Origin of the sequence: Sinomonas sp. ASV486, assembly GCF_030908215.1 — a bacterium.
Lineage (GTDB): Bacteria > Actinomycetota > Actinomycetes > Actinomycetales > Micrococcaceae > Sinomonas > Sinomonas puerhi.
The window spans coordinates 165,578-183,661 of sequence record NZ_JAVFJK010000011.1; the positions used below are offsets into that span (position 1 = coordinate 165,578).

16 protein-coding genes are annotated in these 18,084 nt (G+C 69.0%); 12 read left to right on the plus strand and 4 right to left on the minus strand.

The genetic code is table 11. From position 1 onward, the window contains the following. Positions 1-161 precede the first annotated feature (161 nt). The 4 genes from RBS60_RS15930 to RBS60_RS15945 all read left to right on the plus strand — a co-directional run bounded on the left by RBS60_RS15930 (position 162) and on the right by RBS60_RS15945 (position 5,350). Entirely contained in the window at positions 162-1,082 is a 921-nt protein-coding gene (locus RBS60_RS15930) for an alpha/beta hydrolase (RefSeq protein WP_307958568.1), read from the plus strand. Between the two features lie 46 nt (positions 1,083-1,128). Continuing rightward, on the plus strand, positions 1,129-2,754 hold the full coding sequence (locus tag RBS60_RS15935) for an NAD(P)/FAD-dependent oxidoreductase (protein WP_307958570.1): 1,626 nt from the start codon (positions 1,129-1,131) through the stop codon (positions 2,752-2,754). A gap of 90 nt (positions 2,755-2,844) precedes the next feature. After that, positions 2,845-3,930 carry an alcohol dehydrogenase gene (locus RBS60_RS15940; RefSeq protein ID WP_307958571.1) on the plus strand — a complete coding sequence of 362 codons (1,086 nt, stop codon included), beginning with the start codon at positions 2,845-2,847 and terminating at the stop codon, positions 3,928-3,930. Positions 3,931-3,958: 28 nt separating this feature from the next. Beyond that, on the plus strand, positions 3,959-5,350 hold the full coding sequence (locus RBS60_RS15945) for an NAD-dependent succinate-semialdehyde dehydrogenase (protein ID WP_307958572.1): 1,392 nt from the start codon (positions 3,959-3,961) through the stop codon (positions 5,348-5,350). Between the two features lie 86 nt (positions 5,351-5,436). Here RBS60_RS15945 and RBS60_RS15950 read toward each other — a convergent pair whose 3' ends face one another. Continuing rightward, positions 5,437-6,372, minus strand: coding sequence for a LysR substrate-binding domain-containing protein (locus tag RBS60_RS15950; protein ID WP_307958573.1), 936 nt, complete (start codon positions 6,370-6,372; stop codon positions 5,437-5,439). Between the two features lie 119 nt (positions 6,373-6,491). Here RBS60_RS15950 and RBS60_RS15955 point away from each other — a divergent pair, with 119 nt between their 5' ends. Genes RBS60_RS15955 through RBS60_RS15975 form a run of 5 tightly spaced genes read left to right on the plus strand, consistent with a single transcriptional unit; the run spans position 6,492 to position 12,004 of the window. Next, the gene (locus RBS60_RS15955) at positions 6,492-7,721 is read left to right on the plus strand and encodes a CoA transferase (protein WP_307958574.1); all 1,230 of its coding nucleotides are present in this window, start codon (positions 6,492-6,494) and stop codon (positions 7,719-7,721) included. A 43-nt stretch (positions 7,722-7,764) separates the two neighbouring features. After that, positions 7,765-8,970 carry an acyl-CoA dehydrogenase family protein gene (locus RBS60_RS15960; RefSeq protein ID WP_307958576.1) on the plus strand — a complete coding sequence of 402 codons (1,206 nt, stop codon included), beginning with the start codon at positions 7,765-7,767 and terminating at the stop codon, positions 8,968-8,970. Between the two features lie 29 nt (positions 8,971-8,999). Then, positions 9,000-10,181 (plus strand): acetyl-CoA C-acyltransferase, encoded by a 1,182-nt coding sequence (locus RBS60_RS15965; protein ID WP_307958577.1) that lies wholly within the window; start codon positions 9,000-9,002, stop codon positions 10,179-10,181. Further along, on the plus strand, positions 10,182-11,135 hold the full coding sequence (locus tag RBS60_RS15970) for an enoyl-CoA hydratase/isomerase family protein (protein WP_307958578.1): 954 nt from the start codon (positions 10,182-10,184) through the stop codon (positions 11,133-11,135). After that, positions 11,135-12,004, plus strand: a complete 870-nt coding sequence (locus RBS60_RS15975) for a 3-hydroxyacyl-CoA dehydrogenase family protein (protein WP_307958579.1) — start codon at positions 11,135-11,137, stop codon at positions 12,002-12,004. The genes RBS60_RS15970 and RBS60_RS15975 overlap by 1 nt, the downstream gene beginning before the upstream one ends. Before the next feature lie 222 nt (positions 12,005-12,226). Here RBS60_RS15975 and RBS60_RS15980 read toward each other — a convergent pair whose 3' ends face one another. Further along, the gene (locus RBS60_RS15980) at positions 12,227-13,519 is read right to left on the minus strand and encodes an MFS transporter (protein WP_307958597.1); all 1,293 of its coding nucleotides are present in this window, start codon (positions 13,517-13,519) and stop codon (positions 12,227-12,229) included. Positions 13,520-13,687: 168 nt separating this feature from the next. On the opposite strand from RBS60_RS15980, the gene RBS60_RS15985 reads away from it, so the two are divergent. Together RBS60_RS15985 and panD are read left to right on the plus strand one after the other, a co-directional pair. Further along, entirely contained in the window at positions 13,688-14,551 is an 864-nt protein-coding gene (locus RBS60_RS15985) for a LysR substrate-binding domain-containing protein (RefSeq protein WP_307958580.1), read from the plus strand. A 47-nt stretch (positions 14,552-14,598) separates the two neighbouring features. Continuing rightward, positions 14,599-15,024, plus strand: a complete 426-nt coding sequence (gene panD / locus RBS60_RS15990) for an aspartate 1-decarboxylase (RefSeq protein ID WP_307958581.1) — start codon at positions 14,599-14,601, stop codon at positions 15,022-15,024. A gap of 60 nt (positions 15,025-15,084) precedes the next feature. Here panD and RBS60_RS15995 read toward each other — a convergent pair whose 3' ends face one another. Beyond that, complete coding sequence (locus RBS60_RS15995; RefSeq protein ID WP_307958583.1) at positions 15,085-16,200, minus strand: alkaline phosphatase family protein; 1,116 nt, start codon at positions 16,198-16,200, stop codon at positions 15,085-15,087. A gap of 102 nt (positions 16,201-16,302) precedes the next feature. On the opposite strand from RBS60_RS15995, the gene RBS60_RS16000 reads away from it, so the two are divergent. Next, positions 16,303-17,241, plus strand: coding sequence for an AEC family transporter (locus tag RBS60_RS16000; RefSeq protein WP_307958584.1), 939 nt, complete (start codon positions 16,303-16,305; stop codon positions 17,239-17,241). A gap of 98 nt (positions 17,242-17,339) precedes the next feature. Here the strand turns inward: RBS60_RS16000 and RBS60_RS16005 are convergent, their stop codons facing one another. Further along, a complete protein-coding gene (locus RBS60_RS16005) occupies positions 17,340-17,993 on the minus strand; it encodes a helix-turn-helix domain-containing protein (RefSeq protein WP_307958585.1) in 654 nt (217 codons plus the stop codon). Positions 17,994-18,084 lie beyond the last annotated feature (91 nt).

Genomic DNA, 18,084 nt, shown 5'->3' on the forward strand with positions numbered 1-18,084 from the left:
CGTTCTGCCAGGGCCTCTGGCTTCCATGCTGTCCTCGAGCATGGCCCGTCTGGTGTTCCACATCGGAACACCAGACGGGAGTTGCGCCCCCGGACACTTGATGCAGTGGCCCCGATCACACCGATGTTTTCAACGGGGGCCGACGCAAAAGGAGTATCTCGATGACTATCACCCAGGACGCTTCCACCACCGTCTCCCGCGAGTCGGAGAGCCTCCGAAGCCTCTACGCCGACTGGTCAGACATCATGGCCAACACCGAGCTCACGATGAGGCTTTTCCGGAGCATCTTCGACGAGTGGCACCAGCCCACGACTGAGCCCGAGGACGTCACCTACAAGGAGGAGACGGTCGGCGGGGTGCCCGGCATCTGGGCCTTCCCCGCCGGCGCCGACAAGACCCGCGTGCTCCTCTACACGCACGGTGGAGGCTTCGCCGTCGGCTCCGCCTCAAGCCACCGCAAGCTCGCCGCCCACGTGGCCAAGGCCCTCGGCGTGACGACCTTCGTCCCCGACTACCGCCGGGCGCCCGAGCACCCCCACCCCGCCCAGATCGAGGACGGCGTGGCCGTCTTCGACGCCCTGCTCGAGCGCGGCATCAAGGCCGAGGACATCACGACGATCGGAGACTCCGCGGGCGGGAACCTCGCCGTCGCCATCCCGCTCGCCCTCCGCGAGCAGGGGAAGCCCCTCCCCGGCCGGGTCATCGCCTTCTCCCCCTGGCTCGACATGGAGAACGCCGGCGAGACGCTCGTGACGAACGACGCGACCGACGCCCTCATCACCCGCGAGCTCCTCGAGGGCATGATCGCCGGTGTCCTGGGAGGCCTGACGAGCCCGGACAACCCGCTCGCCAACCCGCTCTACGCCGACTTCACCGGGTTCCCCAAGCTCTACGTGAACGCGGGGGGCGCGGAATCCCTGCTCGACAACGCGACGCGGCTCGTCGACAAGGCTCAGGCGGCTGGGGTCGATGTGACGCTGTCCATCGCGCCCGGCCAGCAGCACGTCTTCCCGTTCCTTGCGGGCCGTGCCCCGGAGGCGGACCAGGAGATCGCCAAGATCGCCCAGTGGTACCGCGCCTGACCCCCAACGAACCCCATCTGACACGAGAGACAAAGGAGTCCTCATCATGACTGCACAGGACAACGCGCCGGTCGAGAACTTCGACGCCATCGTCATTGGCGCCGGCTTCGGCGGCATCTACCAGCTCCACACGCTGCGCGACCAGCTGGGCCTGAAGGTCCGTGCCTTCGACCGCGCCGGCGGCGTGGGCGGCACCTGGTACTGGAACCGGTACCCCGGAGCCATGTCGGACACGGAGAGCTTCGTCTACCGGTACTACTGGGACAAGGAGATGCTCCAGGAGTGGGACTACGACCACCGGTACCTCAACCAGCCCGACATCCTCGCCTACCTCGAGGCGGTCGTCGAGAAGCACGACCTGGCCCGTGACATCCAGCTCAACACCGAGATCACGGCCATGGACTTCGACGAGTCGACCGACCGCTGGACCGTGACGACGGGCGACGGCGCGACCTACACCGCGCGCTACATCATCTCGGCGCTGGGGCTGCTCTCCTCGACGAACTTCCCGACGTTCCCGGGCATGGACAACTTCAAGGGACGGATCGTCCACACGGGCGCCTGGCCGGAGGACCTCGACATCACGGGCAAGCGCGTCGGTGTCATCGGCACCGGTTCGACGGGCACGCAGGTCGTCTGCGCCGCGTCCAAGATTGCCTCGCACCTGACCGTCTTCCAGCGCTCGCCGCAGTACAGCGTGCCGTCCGGAAACGGTCCGGTCACCCCCGAGTACGTGCAGGAGAAGCGGGAGAAGTACGACGAGATCTGGGAGCAGGTCCGCGGCTCGGTCGTTGCGTTCGGCTTCGAGGAGAGCTCGGTTGCCGCCATGAGCGTCACGGAGGAGGAGCGCGAGCGCCGTTTCCAGGCCGCCTGGGACCGGGGCAACGGCTTCCACTTCATGTTCGGCGCCTTCGGCGACATCGCGATCGACCCGGAGGCCAACGAGGCGGCCGCAGCCTTCATCCGCAAGAAGATCGCCGAGATCGTCAAGGATCCGGAGACTGCCCGCAAGCTCACTCCGACCGACCTCTACGCGAAGCGGCCGCTCTGCAACTGGGACTACTACGAGTCCTACAACCGCGACAACGTGGAGCTCGTGAGCATCAAGGAGAACCCGATCGAGGAGATCACTCCCGAGGGACTGCGCACGGCGGACGGCGTGGTCCATGAGCTCGACGTGATCGTCTTCGCGACCGGCTTCGACGCCGTCGACGGCAACTACCTGCGCATGAACATCCGCGGCCGAGACGGACTGACGATCCAGGACCACTGGAAGAACGGCCCGACCAGCTACGTCGGCGTCACCACGGCCCACTTCCCGAACCTGTTCATGATCCTGGGCCCGAACGGCCCGTTCACCAACCTGCCGCCCTCGATCGAGGCCCAGGTCGAGTTCATCACGGAGATGATCCGTTCGGCCGAGGCTGATGGTGTGACAACCATCGAACCCACGGTCGAGGCCGAGGAGAAGTGGACCCAGACGTGCCAGGAGATCGCCGACATGACGCTCTTCCCGAAGGCTGACTCCTGGATCTTCGGCGCCAACATCCCGGGCAAGCCGAACACTGTCATGTTCTACATGGCCGGGCTCGGGGCCTACCGCGGGGTGCTCGCAGAGGTCGCCGAGAAGGGCTACGAGGGGTTCGCGCTCCGCTCGCCCGCAACCGTCTAGCCGCGACGCCGCGTGGGGGCCGCCGACCAGACGGCCCCCACGCGGCGCTTGGCAGTCGATCCGCACCAGATCCGACCCAGAGGAATTCCCATGCACGCCTACGCTGTTCTCAGCAACACCGCCCATGCCATCACGGATATCGAGCTGCCCACCAACGAGCCGACCGGAACCGAAGTCCGGCTGCGCGTGGTGCGCTCGGGAATCTGCCACACCGACACCCACCTGCGCGAGGGCTACTACGATCTCGGGAGCCGAGGAAGGCTCAACCTCGTTGACCGGGGCATGACGTACCCCATGGTGATGGGCCACGAGGTCGTCGGCGTCGTGGAGGCTGTGGGCCCCGACGCGCTTGGGGTCCAGATCGGTCAGACCAGGCTCGTCTTCCCCTGGATTGGCTGTGGCTCGTGCGATGCCTGCCGGGCCGGCCACGAGAACCTCTGCCCGGCTCCGCAGAACCTCGGCGTCGCGCGTCACGGCGGCTACGCGGAGCACATCTCGGTTCCGCACCCGCGGTACCTCCTCGACATCGATGGACTCGACGAGAGCTGGGCGGCAACGCTCGCATGCTCGGGTCTCACCGCCTACAGCGCCGCCCGCAAGGCTCTGCCGGATACACCCACCGTCCCCGTCGTCGTCATCGGGGCGGGTGGCGTAGGCCTCACGGCCATCGCGACCCTCGCGGCCCTCGCGGCCCTCGGGCACCGTGCGATCTGCGCCGTCGACCTTCAGGAGCGCAACCTCGACCTGGCCCGCGAACTGGGCGCCAGCACGGTGATCCGCGCGGACCAGGACAACGTCGCGGCGGCCATCACGGGCGCGCTCGGCGGTCCCGTCGCGGCCGTCATCGACTTCGTGAACACAGGCAAGACGGCGTCGGTGGCCTTCGACATCCTCCAGAAGGGCGGCCGCATGGTCCAGGTCGGCCTCTTCGGCGGAGAGCTGATCGTGCCGACTGCCCTGCTGACGCTCAAGATCATCACCATCCAGGGAAGCTTCGTCGGCTCGCTGGGCGAACTGGGCGAACTCGTCGCCCTCGCGAAGACTGGAGCGCTGCCGCACATCCCGATCATCGAGGGGACGCTCAGCGCCTCCGAGGTCGATGCGGCCCTCGACAGGCTCGCCAACGGCGGGGTCCCGGGGCGCATCGTCCTCGGTGCCGCCGCCTCCATGTCCTGATGACCCTGCAAGGAAAGACTGCATCACCGTGAGCATCTACCAGACCGTCAATCCCGCCACCGGCCAGTCCGTGGCGTCCTTCCCCGCGCTGAGCGACACCGAGGTCGAGGATGTCCTCTCCCAGTCCGCCGAGGCCTACGCGTCGTGGCGGAAGGCCCCGCTCAAGGACCGGGCGGCTGTCCTTAAGCGGGCGGCCGAGCTCCACCGCGAGCGCGCGGACGATCTCGCAGCCCTCCTGACCCTCGAGGTAGGAAAGCCGATCGCCGAGGCACGCGGCGAGGTGGCCCTCGTGGCGAACATCTACGAGTACTACGCCGACCACGCGGAGGAGTTCCTCGACGACGAGCAGCTGAGCATCGCAGGACCCGGCGAGGCGATCGTGCGCACGGAGCCGATCGGCCCGATCGTCGGCGTGATGCCGTGGAACTTCCCGTACTACCAGGTGGCGCGGTTCGCGGCACCCAACGTGGTCCTGGGCAACACCGTGATCGTCAAGCACTCCCGCAACTGCCCGCAGTCCGCACTCGCCATCGAGTCGATCCTGAAAGAGGCGGGCGTGCCCGCGGGCGTCTACATCAACGCGTTCGCGACGAGCGGCCAGATTGCCACCATGGTTGCGGACCCCCGAGTCCGCGGTGTCTCACTCACCGGTTCGGAAAAGGCCGGCTCGGCGGTGGCGGAAGTTGCGGGCCGCCACATGAAGAAGTTCGTCCTCGAGCTGGGCGGATCCGATCCGTTCATCGTCCTTGCCGACGCCGACCTCGACCGGGCTGTCTCCGACGCTGTTGCCGGCCGCCTCTACAACGCCGGTCAGGCGTGCACGGCCTCGAAGCGCTTCATCGTCGAGGACGGGGTCTACGACGAGTTCCTCTCGCGCTTCGCCGAGGCCATGAAGGCGGTCCAGCCGAACGACCCGATGGATTCGGGGACCAGGATGGGCCCCCTCGCGTCACGTGCAGCCGCCGAGGAGCTCGCCGAGATCGTCGACGACGCCATCCTCCACGGCGCTACCGCAGTCGCCGGAAGCACACCGGGCCGCGAAGGCGCGTTCTTCCCGCCGACCGTCCTGACCGGTGTCGTCCCCGGGACCCGGGCCTACTCCGAGGAACTGTTCGGCCCCGTGGCGGTCGTCCACCGCGCCTCGTCCGCGTCGCACGCTGTCGAGATCGCCAACGATTCCGCCTACGGCCTCGCGGCCTCGGTCTACACGACCGACGAGGCCGCTGCGAGGGAGATCGCTGCCCAGCTCGAGGCTGGCATGGTCTGGATCAACAGCGTCAGCCGCAGCGCCCCGGACCTCCCGTTCGGCGGGGTCAAGCTCTCCGGCGTCGGCCGCGAGCTCTCGCGCTTCGGGATCAACGAATTCGCCAACAAGAAGCTCGTGCGCATTCCGAAGCCTTCCGCGGGGGCCAGCGCCTAGGGATCGCAGCGATGGCCGGCGCGTCCCCGGTTCTGCCCACCGTCCGCCGACGGCGCGTGGGCGGAACCGGGGGCGCTGTTTCGCGTCTACGGCGAGCTGGCGCCGTCGGCCCCGCCTGCATCCTGCGGCTCGCGCGACGGCCACACGGTTTCCGCGAGGCGGAGGATGGCCCGAAGTGCCATGTTGTCGTCGTCGGGCATCCAGGCCATGCGCAGCTGGATGGGCAGAGTTGGATCGAGCACCCGCAGGAACCTGACGTGCGGATCCACCACGTTGTCCGCCACCGAGGAGACTGTCAGCGAGCATCCCACCTCCGCGCCGACGAGGGCCATGGCGGTCCATGAGTCTGGCACCACCTGGACAATGTCGGCATCGAAGCCAGCTTCCATGCTGAGGCGCCGCAGCCGGTCCCCGAGGACCGAGCCCTCATGCGCGGGAAGCGCCACGAAGGGCTCCCCCGCGAGCTCCGCCATGTGCACTTCGGACTGGGCAGCAAGCCGATGCGACGCCGGGACCGCCAGGACGAGTCCCTCGTCGGCGATGACGCGGGTGTTGACGCCACCCGGGACGAAATCCCAGCGGCCGAGACAGATCTCGACCTCGCCGCGCAGCACCTTCCCGAGTGCGGGCAGAGCAAAGTTCTGGCTGTCGAGGCCGAAAGTGATACCGGGATGGCGGCGCCGGACCTCACGCGCGAGGATTCCGATGAGGACGTGGGTCGAGGCGCCCGAATAGGCAACGCGCACGAGCCCGACGTCGCCTCTGCTCGCCGCGTGCACGGCAGACTCGGCTCGTCGCGCCGTCTCAAGCATGTCCCGCGCAGGTTCGATGAGGGCGCGGCCCTCCTCCGTGAGCCGGACATTGCGCGTGCTGCGCACGAAGAGATCTGCCTTGAGTTCGCGCTCGAGCTGGCGGATGATCCGGCTGACGGGCGGTTGCGCCATGTGGAGGCGTTCCGCGGCGCGCCCGAAGTGAAGCTCCTCCGCAACCGCGAGGAAGACACGAATCTGCTGCAGCTCCATACCCGAGATTATTGCAGGAATTACATCGATCTGGCGATCAATAAGTATTGGACGAGTAGTAATAGCCGGTGGGATCGTTGATGTAAGCCGCCGCAGATGTCGACGAGGAAGAGGTTGAGATGACTGCCCAGACCATCAGCACGGATCCCCAGGTCGGGGATCCGCGTGAAGCCGGCAGCGCCGTCGGGGACGCCTTCGGCCGCTCGTCGACTGGCCCACTCGCCGGCCTCGTCATCGCGGACTTCAGTCGGGTCCTGGCTGGCCCGTACTGCACGATGCTCCTTGCCGATCTGGGCGCCACCGTCATCAAGGTCGAGGGCCCTCTGGGCGACGAGACGCGAGCCTGGAAACCCCCGGTCCGCGACGGCGAATCGACCTACTACCTCTCGATCAACCGGAACAAGCGCTCGATCGCCCTCGACTTCGCAGACCCCCAGGATCTGGCCGCCGCGCAGGACATCGCATCGCGGGCCGACGTGCTCATTGAGAACTTCAAGCCCGGCGGACTCGAGCGCTTCGGCCTCGACTACGGGACGGTCTCGGCAACCAACCCCGAGATCGTCTATGCCTCCATCACCGGCTTCGGCACCGCGGGCGGAGCGGCTCTGCCCGGTTACGACCTTCTCGTGCAGGCGCACTCGGGCCTGATGAGCCTCACGGGCGCGCCCGAGACGCCGGCCTTCCGCTCCGGCGTCGCCGTCTTCGACGTCATGACAGGCCTCCACGCGGCCATCGGCGTCCTCGCGGCCCTCAAGGATCGCTCCGACAGCGGAAAGGGCCAGCGCATCGAGGTCAACCTGATGTCCTCGGCGCTGTCCGGGATGGTCAACCAGACGGCCGGCTACCTCCTCAGCGGCCGCGTCCCGGGCCGGATGGGCAATGAGCACCCCAGCATCTACCCCTACGAGCCGTTCCCGACGGCGGACGGCGACATCATCATCGCCATCGGCAACGACCGGCAGTTCCGGGTGCTGTGCAACGTCGTCGGCGCCCCCGAACTCGCCGAAGACCCGCGGTTCGCGACAGCGCACTCGCGGAGCATCAACCGCGCCGAGCTCCGGCCGCTCCTCGTCCAGCTGCTCTCGCAGCACGGCGCTGCGGAGTGGTTCAGTATCCTGACGGACGCACGGCTCCCCAGCGCCCCGATCAACGACGTCGCTGACGGCATCCGCTTTGCCGAGCAGATCGGCCTGGACCCGGTCGTCTCGGTGGGCGACGGCGATGGGTCGCTGCCGGGGGTGCGCAACCCCATCACGTTCTCGCGGACGCCCGCGAGCTACGACCTCGTTCCCCCGGGCCTCGACGCCGACAGGGACCCCATCATGACCTGGCTGCACCAGCCCCGCTGACCCACCATCTCCCGTCATCCGGCACTCGAGCGAAGGACCTTCGATGTCAACCGCCACCACCACCGTCACCACCACGACCTCGGACTACTTCCGTCTGGACGATGGCCTCACGCCCGAGGAGATCGCGATCCGAGACAAGGTCCGCGCCTTCGCCGAGGAGCGCGTCCTGCCCATCATCAACGAATACTGGGAACGCGCGGAATTTCCTGAGGAACTGCTGCCCGGCCTGGCCGAGCTCGGCATCATCGGCACCTTCATCAAGGGCTACGGATGCCCCGGCATGAGCCGGAAGGCGGCCGGGATGGTGGCACGGGAGATGGCCCGGGCGGACGGGAGCATCAACACGTTCCTGGGCGTGCATTCCAACCTGTGCATGGGCACCCTGTCGATGCTGGGCAGCGAGGAGCAGAAGCAGCGGTGGCTGCCGGCACTGGCCCGGATCGAGAAGACGGGAGCGTTCGCGCTGACGGAGCCGGACCATGGTTCGGACTCCGTGGCGCTGGAGACGAGCGCCCGCCGCGATGGGGACGAGTGGGTGCTGGACGGTCACAAGCGCTGGATCGGCAACGGGCACGCCGCCGACGTCGTCGTCCTGTTCGCCCGCAACACCGAGGACGGGCAGGTGAACTGCTTCGTGGTGGAGAAGGGCCCGGACGGCCTCCACCCCGCGGGCTACAACCCGACCGTGATCACGGGCAAGATCGGCAAGCGCGCCATCCTCCAGGCCGACATCGTCATCGACGGCCTGCGCATCCCGGAGGCGAACCGGCTCACGGGGTGCCGCTCCTTCAAGGACGTCGCCCGTGTCCTGCAGGCCACCCGCGGCGGTGCGGCCTGGGAGGCCGTCGGCCACGCGATGGCAGCGTTCGAGATCGCCTCCGAGTACGCGAAGACCCGAATCCAGTTCGGCAACCCGATCGGCTCCTACCAGCTCGTGCAGAACAAGCTCGCGAACATGCTCTCGGAGCTGACCGCGATGCAGCTGATGTGCGACCGGATGGCCGAGCTCGCCGAGCGGGGCGACCTGACCAACGCGCAGGCCGCGATGGTCAAGATGGCCACCTCGCAGAAGGCCAAGTGGATCTGCAACGAGGCCCGCGACATGCTCGGCGGGCAGGGGCTCCTGCTGGAGAACCACATCGCCCGGCACATGACCGACATGGAGGTCGTGGCCACCTACGAGGGCACCGACTCGATGCAGTCCCTCATCATCGGCCGCGACATCACCGGCATGTCAGCGTTCCGCTGACCCCACTGTCTGCAAGGAAGAAGGAGAACATGGCTGAGGCGTTTCTGGTGGGTGGGGCGCGGACCCCGGTGGGGCGGTATGGGGGGGCGCTGTCCTCGGTGCGTCCGGATGACCTGGCGGCCCTGGTGGACGAGGTGGTCCTGGGCAACGCGAACGGGGCCGGGGAGGAGAACCGGAACGTGGCCCGGATGGCGTGGCTGCTGGCCGGCTACCCCGACGCCGTGCCGGGGATCACGGTGAACCGGCTGTGCGCCTCGGGCCTGTCCGCGATCATCATGGCCTCGCACATGGTCAAGGCCGGCGCCGCGGACCTCGTCGTCGCGGGCGGGGTGGAGTCGATGTCGCGGGCCCCGTGGGTGATGGAGAAGCCCGGCACGGCGTTCGCGAAGCCCGGTGCGGTGTTCGACACCTCGATCGGGTGGCGGTTCACCAACCCGGCCTTCCTCTCCGGGGAGCTCTCCCGGGGCGGCAAGGCGTCGTACTCCATGCCGGAGACTGCGGAGGAGGTCGCCCGCGTCTACGGCACCTCCCGCGAGGACTGCGACGCGTTCGCCGTCCGCTCCCACGAGCGGGCGCTCGCCGCGATTCAGGCGGGCCGGTTCGCCGAGGAGATCGTGCCGGTGACGGTCACGGGCCGCAAGGGTGTCCAGACGGTCGTGGACACCGACGAGGGCCCGCGGGCGGGCACCACGATGGACGTCCTCGCCGGGCTCCGCCCGGTCGTGGCTGGCGGCTCCGTGGTCACGGCGGGCAACGCCTCGACCCTGAACGACGGCGCCTCGGCGATCGTGGTGGCCTCCGAGGCCGCCATCGAGCGCTTCGGCCTGGCCCCGCGCGCGAGGATCCTGGACGGCGCCTCCGCCGGGGTCGCCCCGGAGGTCATGGGGATCGGCCCGGTCCCGGCCACCCGCAAGGTCCTGGACCGGGCGGCCCTCTCCGTGGCGGATCTGGGTGCGGTGGAGCTCAACGAGGCCTTCGCCTCCCAGTCCCTGGCCGTGATGCGCGAGCTCAAGCTCGACCAGGACACCGTCAACGCCGACGGCGGCGCGATCGCCCTGGGGCACCCGCTGGGCTCCTCCGGGTCCCGCCTCGTCGTGACCCTGCTGGGCCGCATGGACCGCGAACTCACCGGCCCGGGCCGGAGGCTCGGCCTCGCCACGATGTGCGTCGGGGTCGGCCAGGGCGCCGCCCTCCTCATCGAGGGCATCTAGATGGCCCAGGCGAACACGACTCCAGCCGAGGCCACCGTGGGCATCGGCGCGCAGGGCCGCACGGCGGGGCCGGGCACCGCGTCGAGCGGGCCGACTGCGGCGGGGGGCGAGGGGGCGGCGTCATCCGCCAGCTCGCCCCAGGAGGGCGCCAGCCCCGCGCAGCAGGGCGGGGCCCGCCTGGACGCGTCCGGGTTCAGCACGCTCGTGGTGGCGGAGCGGGCTGACCGGGTGCATGCGCGGCTGCACCGCCCCGCGGTGCGCAACGCGATCGATGCGACGATGGTGGACGAGCTGCACGCCGTGTGCGCGCACCTCGAGGCGAACCCGAAGGTCCTGATCCTCTCCGGCACCCCCGCCGACGCGGAGACAGGGGCGAAGGGGGTCTTCGCCTCCGGGGCGGACATCGCCCAGCTGCGCGAACGCCGCCGCGACGACGCCCTGGCCGGGATCAACTCGACCGTCTTCGACCGCATCGCGCGCCTCCCGATGCCCGTCATCGCCGCCCTGGAGGGGTACGCCCTCGGCGGCGGGGCCGAGCTGGCCTACGCCGCCGACTTCCGCATCGGCACCCAGTCGCTGCGGGTCGGGAACCCCGAGACCGGGCTGGGGATCATGGCCGCGGCCGGGGCCACCTGGCGCCTCCGCGAGCTCGTCGGCGAGCCCCTCGCGAAGGAGGTCCTCCTCGCGGGCAAGGTCCTCACCGGCGAGGAGTGCCTCGCGGCGGGCCTGGTCACCGAACTCGTCGAGCCCGAGGCCCTGCTCGATGCCGCGCACGCCCTCGCGGACCGGATCGGTGCGCAGGACCCCCTCGCGGTGCGGATCTCCAAGGCCGTGTTCCACACCCCGCGGGAGGTCCACCCCCTCATCGACACCCTGGCCCAGGGCATGCTCTTCGAGTCCCAGGCCAAGTTCGACCGCATGCAGGCATTCCTCGACCGAAAGAAGAAGCAGTGATGGGAAAGATCAACCTGGCCGACGGGCTCCCCGCACGCGTGGGGGTCCTGGGCGGAGGCAGGATGGGCGCCGGCATCGCGCACGCGTTCCTGATGAAGGGCGCTGAGGTGGTCGTGGTCGAGCGTGACGAGCAGGCCGAGGAGGGCGCGCGGGAACGGGTCGAGTCCTCCGTCGCGAAGTCCATCGAGCGCGGCGTGGTGGACGGCAATCTGGACGAGATCCTGGAGTCGTTCAGCACTTCGCTGGACTATGCCGCGTTCGCCGACCGCGACCTGGTCGTCGAGGCGGTGCCGGAGGACCCGGAGCTCAAGAAGGCGGCCTTGACCGGCGTCGAGGCCGTGCTGGGCGCGGGGGCGTTCCTGGCCACGAACACGTCCTCCCTGTCGGTGTCCAAGCTGGCGGAGTCCCTGGCCCGGCCGGAGCGGTTCCTGGGCCTGCACTTCTTCAACCCGGTCCCGGCCTCGACCCTCATCGAGGTCGTCGTGGCGGAGAAGACCTCCCCGGAGCTGGCCGCCGCGGCGAAGACCTGGACCGAGGCGCTCGGGAAGACCGCCGTCGTCGTCCGAGACGCCCCCGGCTTCGCCTCCTCCCGCCTCGGCGTCGCCATCGCGCTCGAGGCGATGCGCATGGTCGAAGAGGGCGTCGCCAGTGCGGAGGACATCGACAACGCCATGGTCCTGGGCTACAAGCACCCCACCGGGCCGCTGAAGACCACCGACATCGTCGGACTCGACGTCCGCCTCGGCATCGCCGAATACCTCCACTCCACCCTCGGCGAACGCTTCGCCCCCCCACAGATCCTGCGCGACAAGGTCGCCAACGGCGAACTCGGCCGCAAGACCGGCAAAGGCTTCTACACCTGGAACTGACCCCCACCCCTGCCGTTGAGGGGTCCCTGGCGGCCCGCTGAGGGGTCACTGGCACCCCAATGAGGGGTCCCGGCAGGGCTTCTACCCCAGCCAGAGACCCCGCAAGGGTGTGCCAGTGACCCCGCAAGCGCCCGCCAGAGACCCCACAAGGGTGCGCCAGAGACCCCACACTCCCTCGCCAGAGACCCCACAAGCACGACAGCGCCCTCCCGCCCGAACGCGTCAGGCCGCCACCCGCCTCCTCAGCGACAGGGCGAGAACGCCAGCCGCGAGCGCGGGGACGCTGCCGGAGACGAGCATGGCCGCGTGCGCCCCGAGGTGTTCGGCGAGCCAGCCGAGCATCGGCCCGCCGAGCGCCTGGCCGCCGATGAGCACCATGGTGTAGAGGCTCATGACCCGGCCGCGGATGCCCATGTTGGCACTTGTCTGGACGAGTTGATTGGCGGAGGTCAGGAACGTGAGGGCGCAGAACCCGGACACGGCCACCAGGGCGCAGAACAGCGGCATCGACGGCGCGAACGCGGCGACGGCGAGCATCGCCCCATAGAGCCCGGCGCCAAGCACCACCGTCCGCAGCCGCAGCCTCACCCGCCGTGCGGAGGCGATGGCCCCCGACAACGCCCCAACAGCAACCATGGTGTTGAGCAGCCCGTACCCGCCCGCGCCCACGGAAAACACGTGGTCTGCGTAGGCGGCGAGCAGTACGGGCAGGCTCATCGCGAAGAGGGAGACGACGCCGGCCATCACCCACGGCCAGCGGATGGTCGGCTTGGCCCACGCGTAGGCGACGGCCTCGCGGAGCATCCCGCGGGAGGCGGGCGTCGGGGTGGCAACCACGAGCTCGTCCCGGCGCAGGAGCGAGAGCATGACGGCGGTGACGCAGCATGCGAACGCGTTGACCACGAACGCCCATCCACCGCCCACCGCAGTCAGGAGCCATCCGGCCACGGCAGGACCGATGAGCGCGCCGAGCTGGAACGTCGTCGAGTTCACGCTGATCGCGTTGCGGAGATAGGTCGGCCCGACGAGCTCGTTGACGAACACCTGCCGCGCGGGCTGGTCGAGCACGGTGACGAGGCCCAGCACGAGCGCGATCGCGTAGACGTTCCACACGGCCAGTGCGCCGGTGAGGGTAAGGGCTCCGAGTGCAGCGGCGCACGTGCCGGCGCCGATCGCGCAGACCTGCAGGAGCCGGCGCTTCGAGAAGCGATCGGCGAAGAGGCCGCCCCACGGGCCGAGCAGCAGCACGGGCGTGAACTGGAGCGCCACGGTCACGCCTACTGCGGTGACGGACCCGGTGAGCTCGAGGACGAGCCAGTCCTGGGCGATGCGCTGCATCCACAGCGCGACGACGGCCACGAAGTGCGCGGCAGTGAACATCCTGAAGTTGGGGACGGTGAGCGAGATGAAGGTGTGCCGCCACGGGAGGCGTTCATGCACGACGCCGAGTGGTCCGGTGGGCGGGGCGAGGGTGCGTGGGAGGGCGGCCGGGGCTGGTGAGGCGGTTGCGGGCAGGGCTGAGCTGGGCGTGGTCACGGGGATGTCCTGTGTAGTCCTGGTTACGTTCGGGTTGCCGGTGTCGATCGACTCCTTCAACCGTATGCAGGCGCAATCAATTGCGGAAGGTTATTTTCGCTCTAACTGCTATTGCGCTTCACAATGCGATGGGAGCACCATGGCGACGTGGCAGCGACTCTCTTCGACCCGTCCCACCTGCGCAGCTTCCTCGCCGTGGCCGAGAACCTTTCCTTCACGCTCGCCGCCGAGCGCCTCGGGCTCGCGCAGCCGACGGTGAGCCAACATGTCTCCAAGCTCGAGAAGTCGGCTGGCCGCCTCCTTCTGGTCCGCGACACGCATGGCGTGCGGCTCACGGACAACGGAGACGCGATGGCGGGCTTCGCGCGCACCATCCTCGCCGCGCACGACGACGCCGCCCGCTACTTCCGCGGTGAGGCCATGCGCGGCCGCCTGCGCTTCGGCACCGCGGACGATCTGGCGATCACGGGCCTGCCGCGGATCCTGCGCGAGTTCCGCCGGGCGTATCCCCAGCTCAACCTCGAGCTCACCGTGAGCCAGAGCGACGACCTGTACCGCCGCCTCAAGGCCGGCCAGCTCGACCTCGTCTTCATCAAGTGGGTCGCGGGCGCGCAGGAAGGCACGGTGGTGCGGCACGACGTGTTCTCGTGGGTGGGCGTCGAGCAGACGGCCCTTGACCCAGCCGGACCGGTTCCGCTCGTGGTCTACCCCGCGCCGAGCCTGTCCCGGAACCTCGCGATCCAGGCGCTCGAGGCCAGCGGGCGGACATGGAAGGTAACGTGCAGCACGAAGCAGATCGCGGGCGTCCTCGCCGCCATCCGCGCTGGCCTGGGCGTCGGCGTCATGCCCACGACGCTCGTCCCCGAGGACCTGGCCATCATCACGCACCGCTTCGACCTGCCGCCAGTGGGCGATGTCGACTTCACGCTCATCCGCAATCCGCTCGCGAACTCGGCGGCCGTGGACGCGCTCACCGAGGCGATCATGGGCCGCCCCCTCTCCCGCAAGTGACGGACGCCACGGAGGCGCCAGGGGGCCGTGGAGTAGAATTGGCCGCGATGAACCGCACAATGTTCAAGTCCAAGATCCACCGCGCTACGGTCACCCACGCTGATCTGCACTACGTCGGCTCGGTGACGATCGACCTTGACCTGCTCGAGGCCGCGGACATCATGCCCGGCGAGCTCGTGTCCATCGTCGACATCACCAACGGCGCGCGCCTCGAGACGTACACGATCGCGGGCGAGCGCGGTTCGGGCGTCATCGGCATCAACGGTGCGGCCGCGCACCTCATCCACGAGGGCGACCTCGTCATCCTCATCACGTACGCCTCGATGACGGACCAGGAGGCGCGCGAGTTCGTGCCCACCGTGGTCCACGTCGACAAGGACAACCGGATCGTGCAGCTGGGCACAGACCCAGCCGAGGGCCACGGCGCCGGCATGCTGCGCCCGCCGTTCGCGATCCAGGCACACCTCAACTAGCGCGCCGGCCGTCCGACCGCGGCCCTCCCCAGGCACTGCCCACTCACACCAGGACGCCCCTTACACGACGACGTCGTTCGGCGGCGGCAGGGTCGTGCCGTCACGCAGCACGATCGGACCCACCGGCTGTGATGGCCCGGGCGACGGCGGGAGCGGTTTCGGCGCAGGCGTGGGCGTGGGAGGCCGCGGCAGCGTGATCGCGGCACCGAACGCGGGCGGCGCGGGCCGCTTCAATGAGGGGTCGACGACGTCTGCGAGGCCCGCGCTCGCGTCCGCGCGCGGAACCCCGAGTGCGGGAAGGCCCAAGAGCTGCAGGACCGTCCGGGGCACGTCGACGTGCGAGGACCAGCGGCTGTCGATGGTCTGCTTCACATTCCCGCCGAACACGAGAAGGGGAACCCGCGGACCGAAGGCGAGCTGCACGCCGTCGGCCGTGTGCTCGACGTTGGGGGTCGCAACGTGCTCGTCCCAACCGCCCCAGTCGTCCCACGTGAGGAAGAAGACGGTGTCCGCCCAGCCGCCGGACTGCACCACGGCGTCGACGCTCTGCCAGATCTTCTTCATGCCTATCGTGACGTCCGCGAGAGGGTGCTCGTCCTCCGGGGAGTCGTGCCACACGTAGGAGAGCTGAGGGAGGGTGCCGGCCTTGGCGTCGGCCAGGAAGTGGGCCGAGGTCACGAGGTTCTTGGAGCCCTTGAGCTGCTTGTAGAAGCCGGCAGGGTAGTCGTTGGAGCCGGTGTAGCACTTCCACGTGACCCCGTGGGCGTCGGCCATCCCCGGCACCGACGGCATGTCCCACAGTGGCGGCGGCTGGGTCCGCGACGGATTCTTGAGCGTGGGGCTCTGGCCGCCCACGAGAAGCAGGTGATTGGGCGTCGAATTGGTCCCGAAGCCAGCGCAGTGGTTCTCGAAGAAGGCCCCCGTAAGCGCGAGGTAGGCGTAGAACGGGAGGACGTTGAGCGTGTCGACCTGCGTATGCGTGGCTGTGTTCTGGCCCGTGAGCCACTTGTCGTAGGCGATGCGGTCGTGTCGTGGGTCGGACGTCGGCGGATTGGCCTGGACGGGCCAGCCGGTGGCGACGTTGACGCCGTAGGGGCGCAGGCCGCCGAAGTAGTTGTCCGTAGTGTGGTTCTCTTGGATGAAGACGACGACTCGCCTGGCAGATGACGTAGGCATACAGAACCCGCTCTCACTCGGTGCCTCCTGTCATAGGGTAGAGGCCATGCCCCGCGCGTTCCAGCCCTCCCGCAGTCTGGGCCCAGTGCTAGGGGAAATCGGGTGCTAGGCGTGCTCTCGGGATTCGCCGTCGTCTGGGTGATCATCGGCGCGGGCTGGCTCATGGCCAAGCTGCGCCTGTTGGGCGACGGCGCACAGGGCGTCCTGAGCCGGCTCTCCTTCTTCGTTGCGAGCCCCGCGCTCCTGCTCGAGACGCTCAGCAAGGCCAACCTCCCGGCCGTCTTCTCGACCCACCTGCTCGTCATCGGGGTGAGTTCGACGGCGGTCGGCCTCCTCTCGTTCGCGGTGTTCCGATGGTGGCGGCGCAGATCCCTTCCCGAGGCGCTCATCGCGTCGATGAGCTCGGCCGTGGCCAACTCGGGGAACCTCGGCATCCCCATCTCCGTCTTCGTCCTCGGGGACGCGAGCTATGTGGCGCCGCTGCTCATCTTCCAGCTCGCGCTGTTCACGCCCGCATACCTCCTCATGCTCGACGGCACGACAGCGACGGCGAAGCCGGGTGCCGCCCGCGCCCTGCAGTTCGTGCTCCCGATCGTGACGAACCCGAACATCATCGGCTCCCTCATCGGGCTCGTGCTCGCGGGCACCGCCTGGACGCCGCCGGAGCTCATCATGCAGCCGATCCACCTCATCGGCGGGGCTGCGATCCCGGCCATGCTCATGGCGTTCGGCATCTCGCTGCACGGATCCCGGCCCCTCAAGGCGGTCGACGGACGCCGCGTCGACACTGGCATAGCAACGGTCATCAAGATCGCCGTCCATCCGCTCATCGCGTTCATCCTCGGACGCTACGCCCTCGGCCTCGACGGGCACGCCCTGTTCGCCGCCGTCGTCGCCACCGCCCTTCCCACGGCCCAGAACGTCTACATCGCGGCGCAGCGCTACCAGCACGGGATCGTCGTCGCGAAGGACACCGTGCTCATCACCACGGTCGTGGCCGTTCCCGCGATGGCGGTCATGGCCGCCTTCCTGACCGCGTAGACCGCCAAGGACCCCACAACGGACGGCCAGAGACCCCTCAACCGAACCTCCCTCGGTTGAGGGGTCTCTGGCGGGACGTTGAGGGGTCTCTGGCCGCGTCAGAGCAGATTCGCCTTGAGGGTGGCGGCAACGAAGCGCCCGAAATGCTCCGGGGTCCACCCGCGCTTGAGGACAAGCGTCTCGTACAGCTCGGCGGACGTCGTCATGAAGAAGACGTCTGCGGCCTCGGCTTCCGAGAGTCCCGGCCGCAGAAGCCCGCGAGCGATGACCCGTCGGGCATTGTGGAGCATCCGCTCATACCGCGCGGCGTCCACCTCCTGCTGCAGCGCCGCCATGTCGGCGTCACCGCTCGCGGCGGCGTCGCGGATCAGGAGCGCGACGGGCGAGCCGATCGGGCTGATCTCGGCAACAAACCGCCCGAACTGCTCCATGAGCGCGCCAGGATCCGTGGCCTCGGCTTGAGCAGCATCGGAGCGCTGCTCGGCAGGCACGCCTCCGGAGCCAAGGAGGCTCTGGTCCCAGATCGCACGGACAAGGCCCGCCTTGCTCCCGAAGTTCTTATAGACGAACTCGGCCGAAACGCCCGCCGCGCGCGCAATCTCGGCCACAGTGGTGGCCGCGAAGCCCGGCGCGAAGAACAGGCTCCGGGCGCACGCGAGGACAGCGCGCCGAGACTCCGCGGCCCGGGCACGGCGCCCGCTCGCGTCGTAGGCGCGGGGGGCCTTGTCTGGGCCATTGACCGCTGTCCGCACCGGATCTAAACTCCTAGCATCAGTTGAATACAGCTTACTGTATTCAAAGTACCCACACCGGGATTCACCCCAAGCGCGGCACACCAAGGAG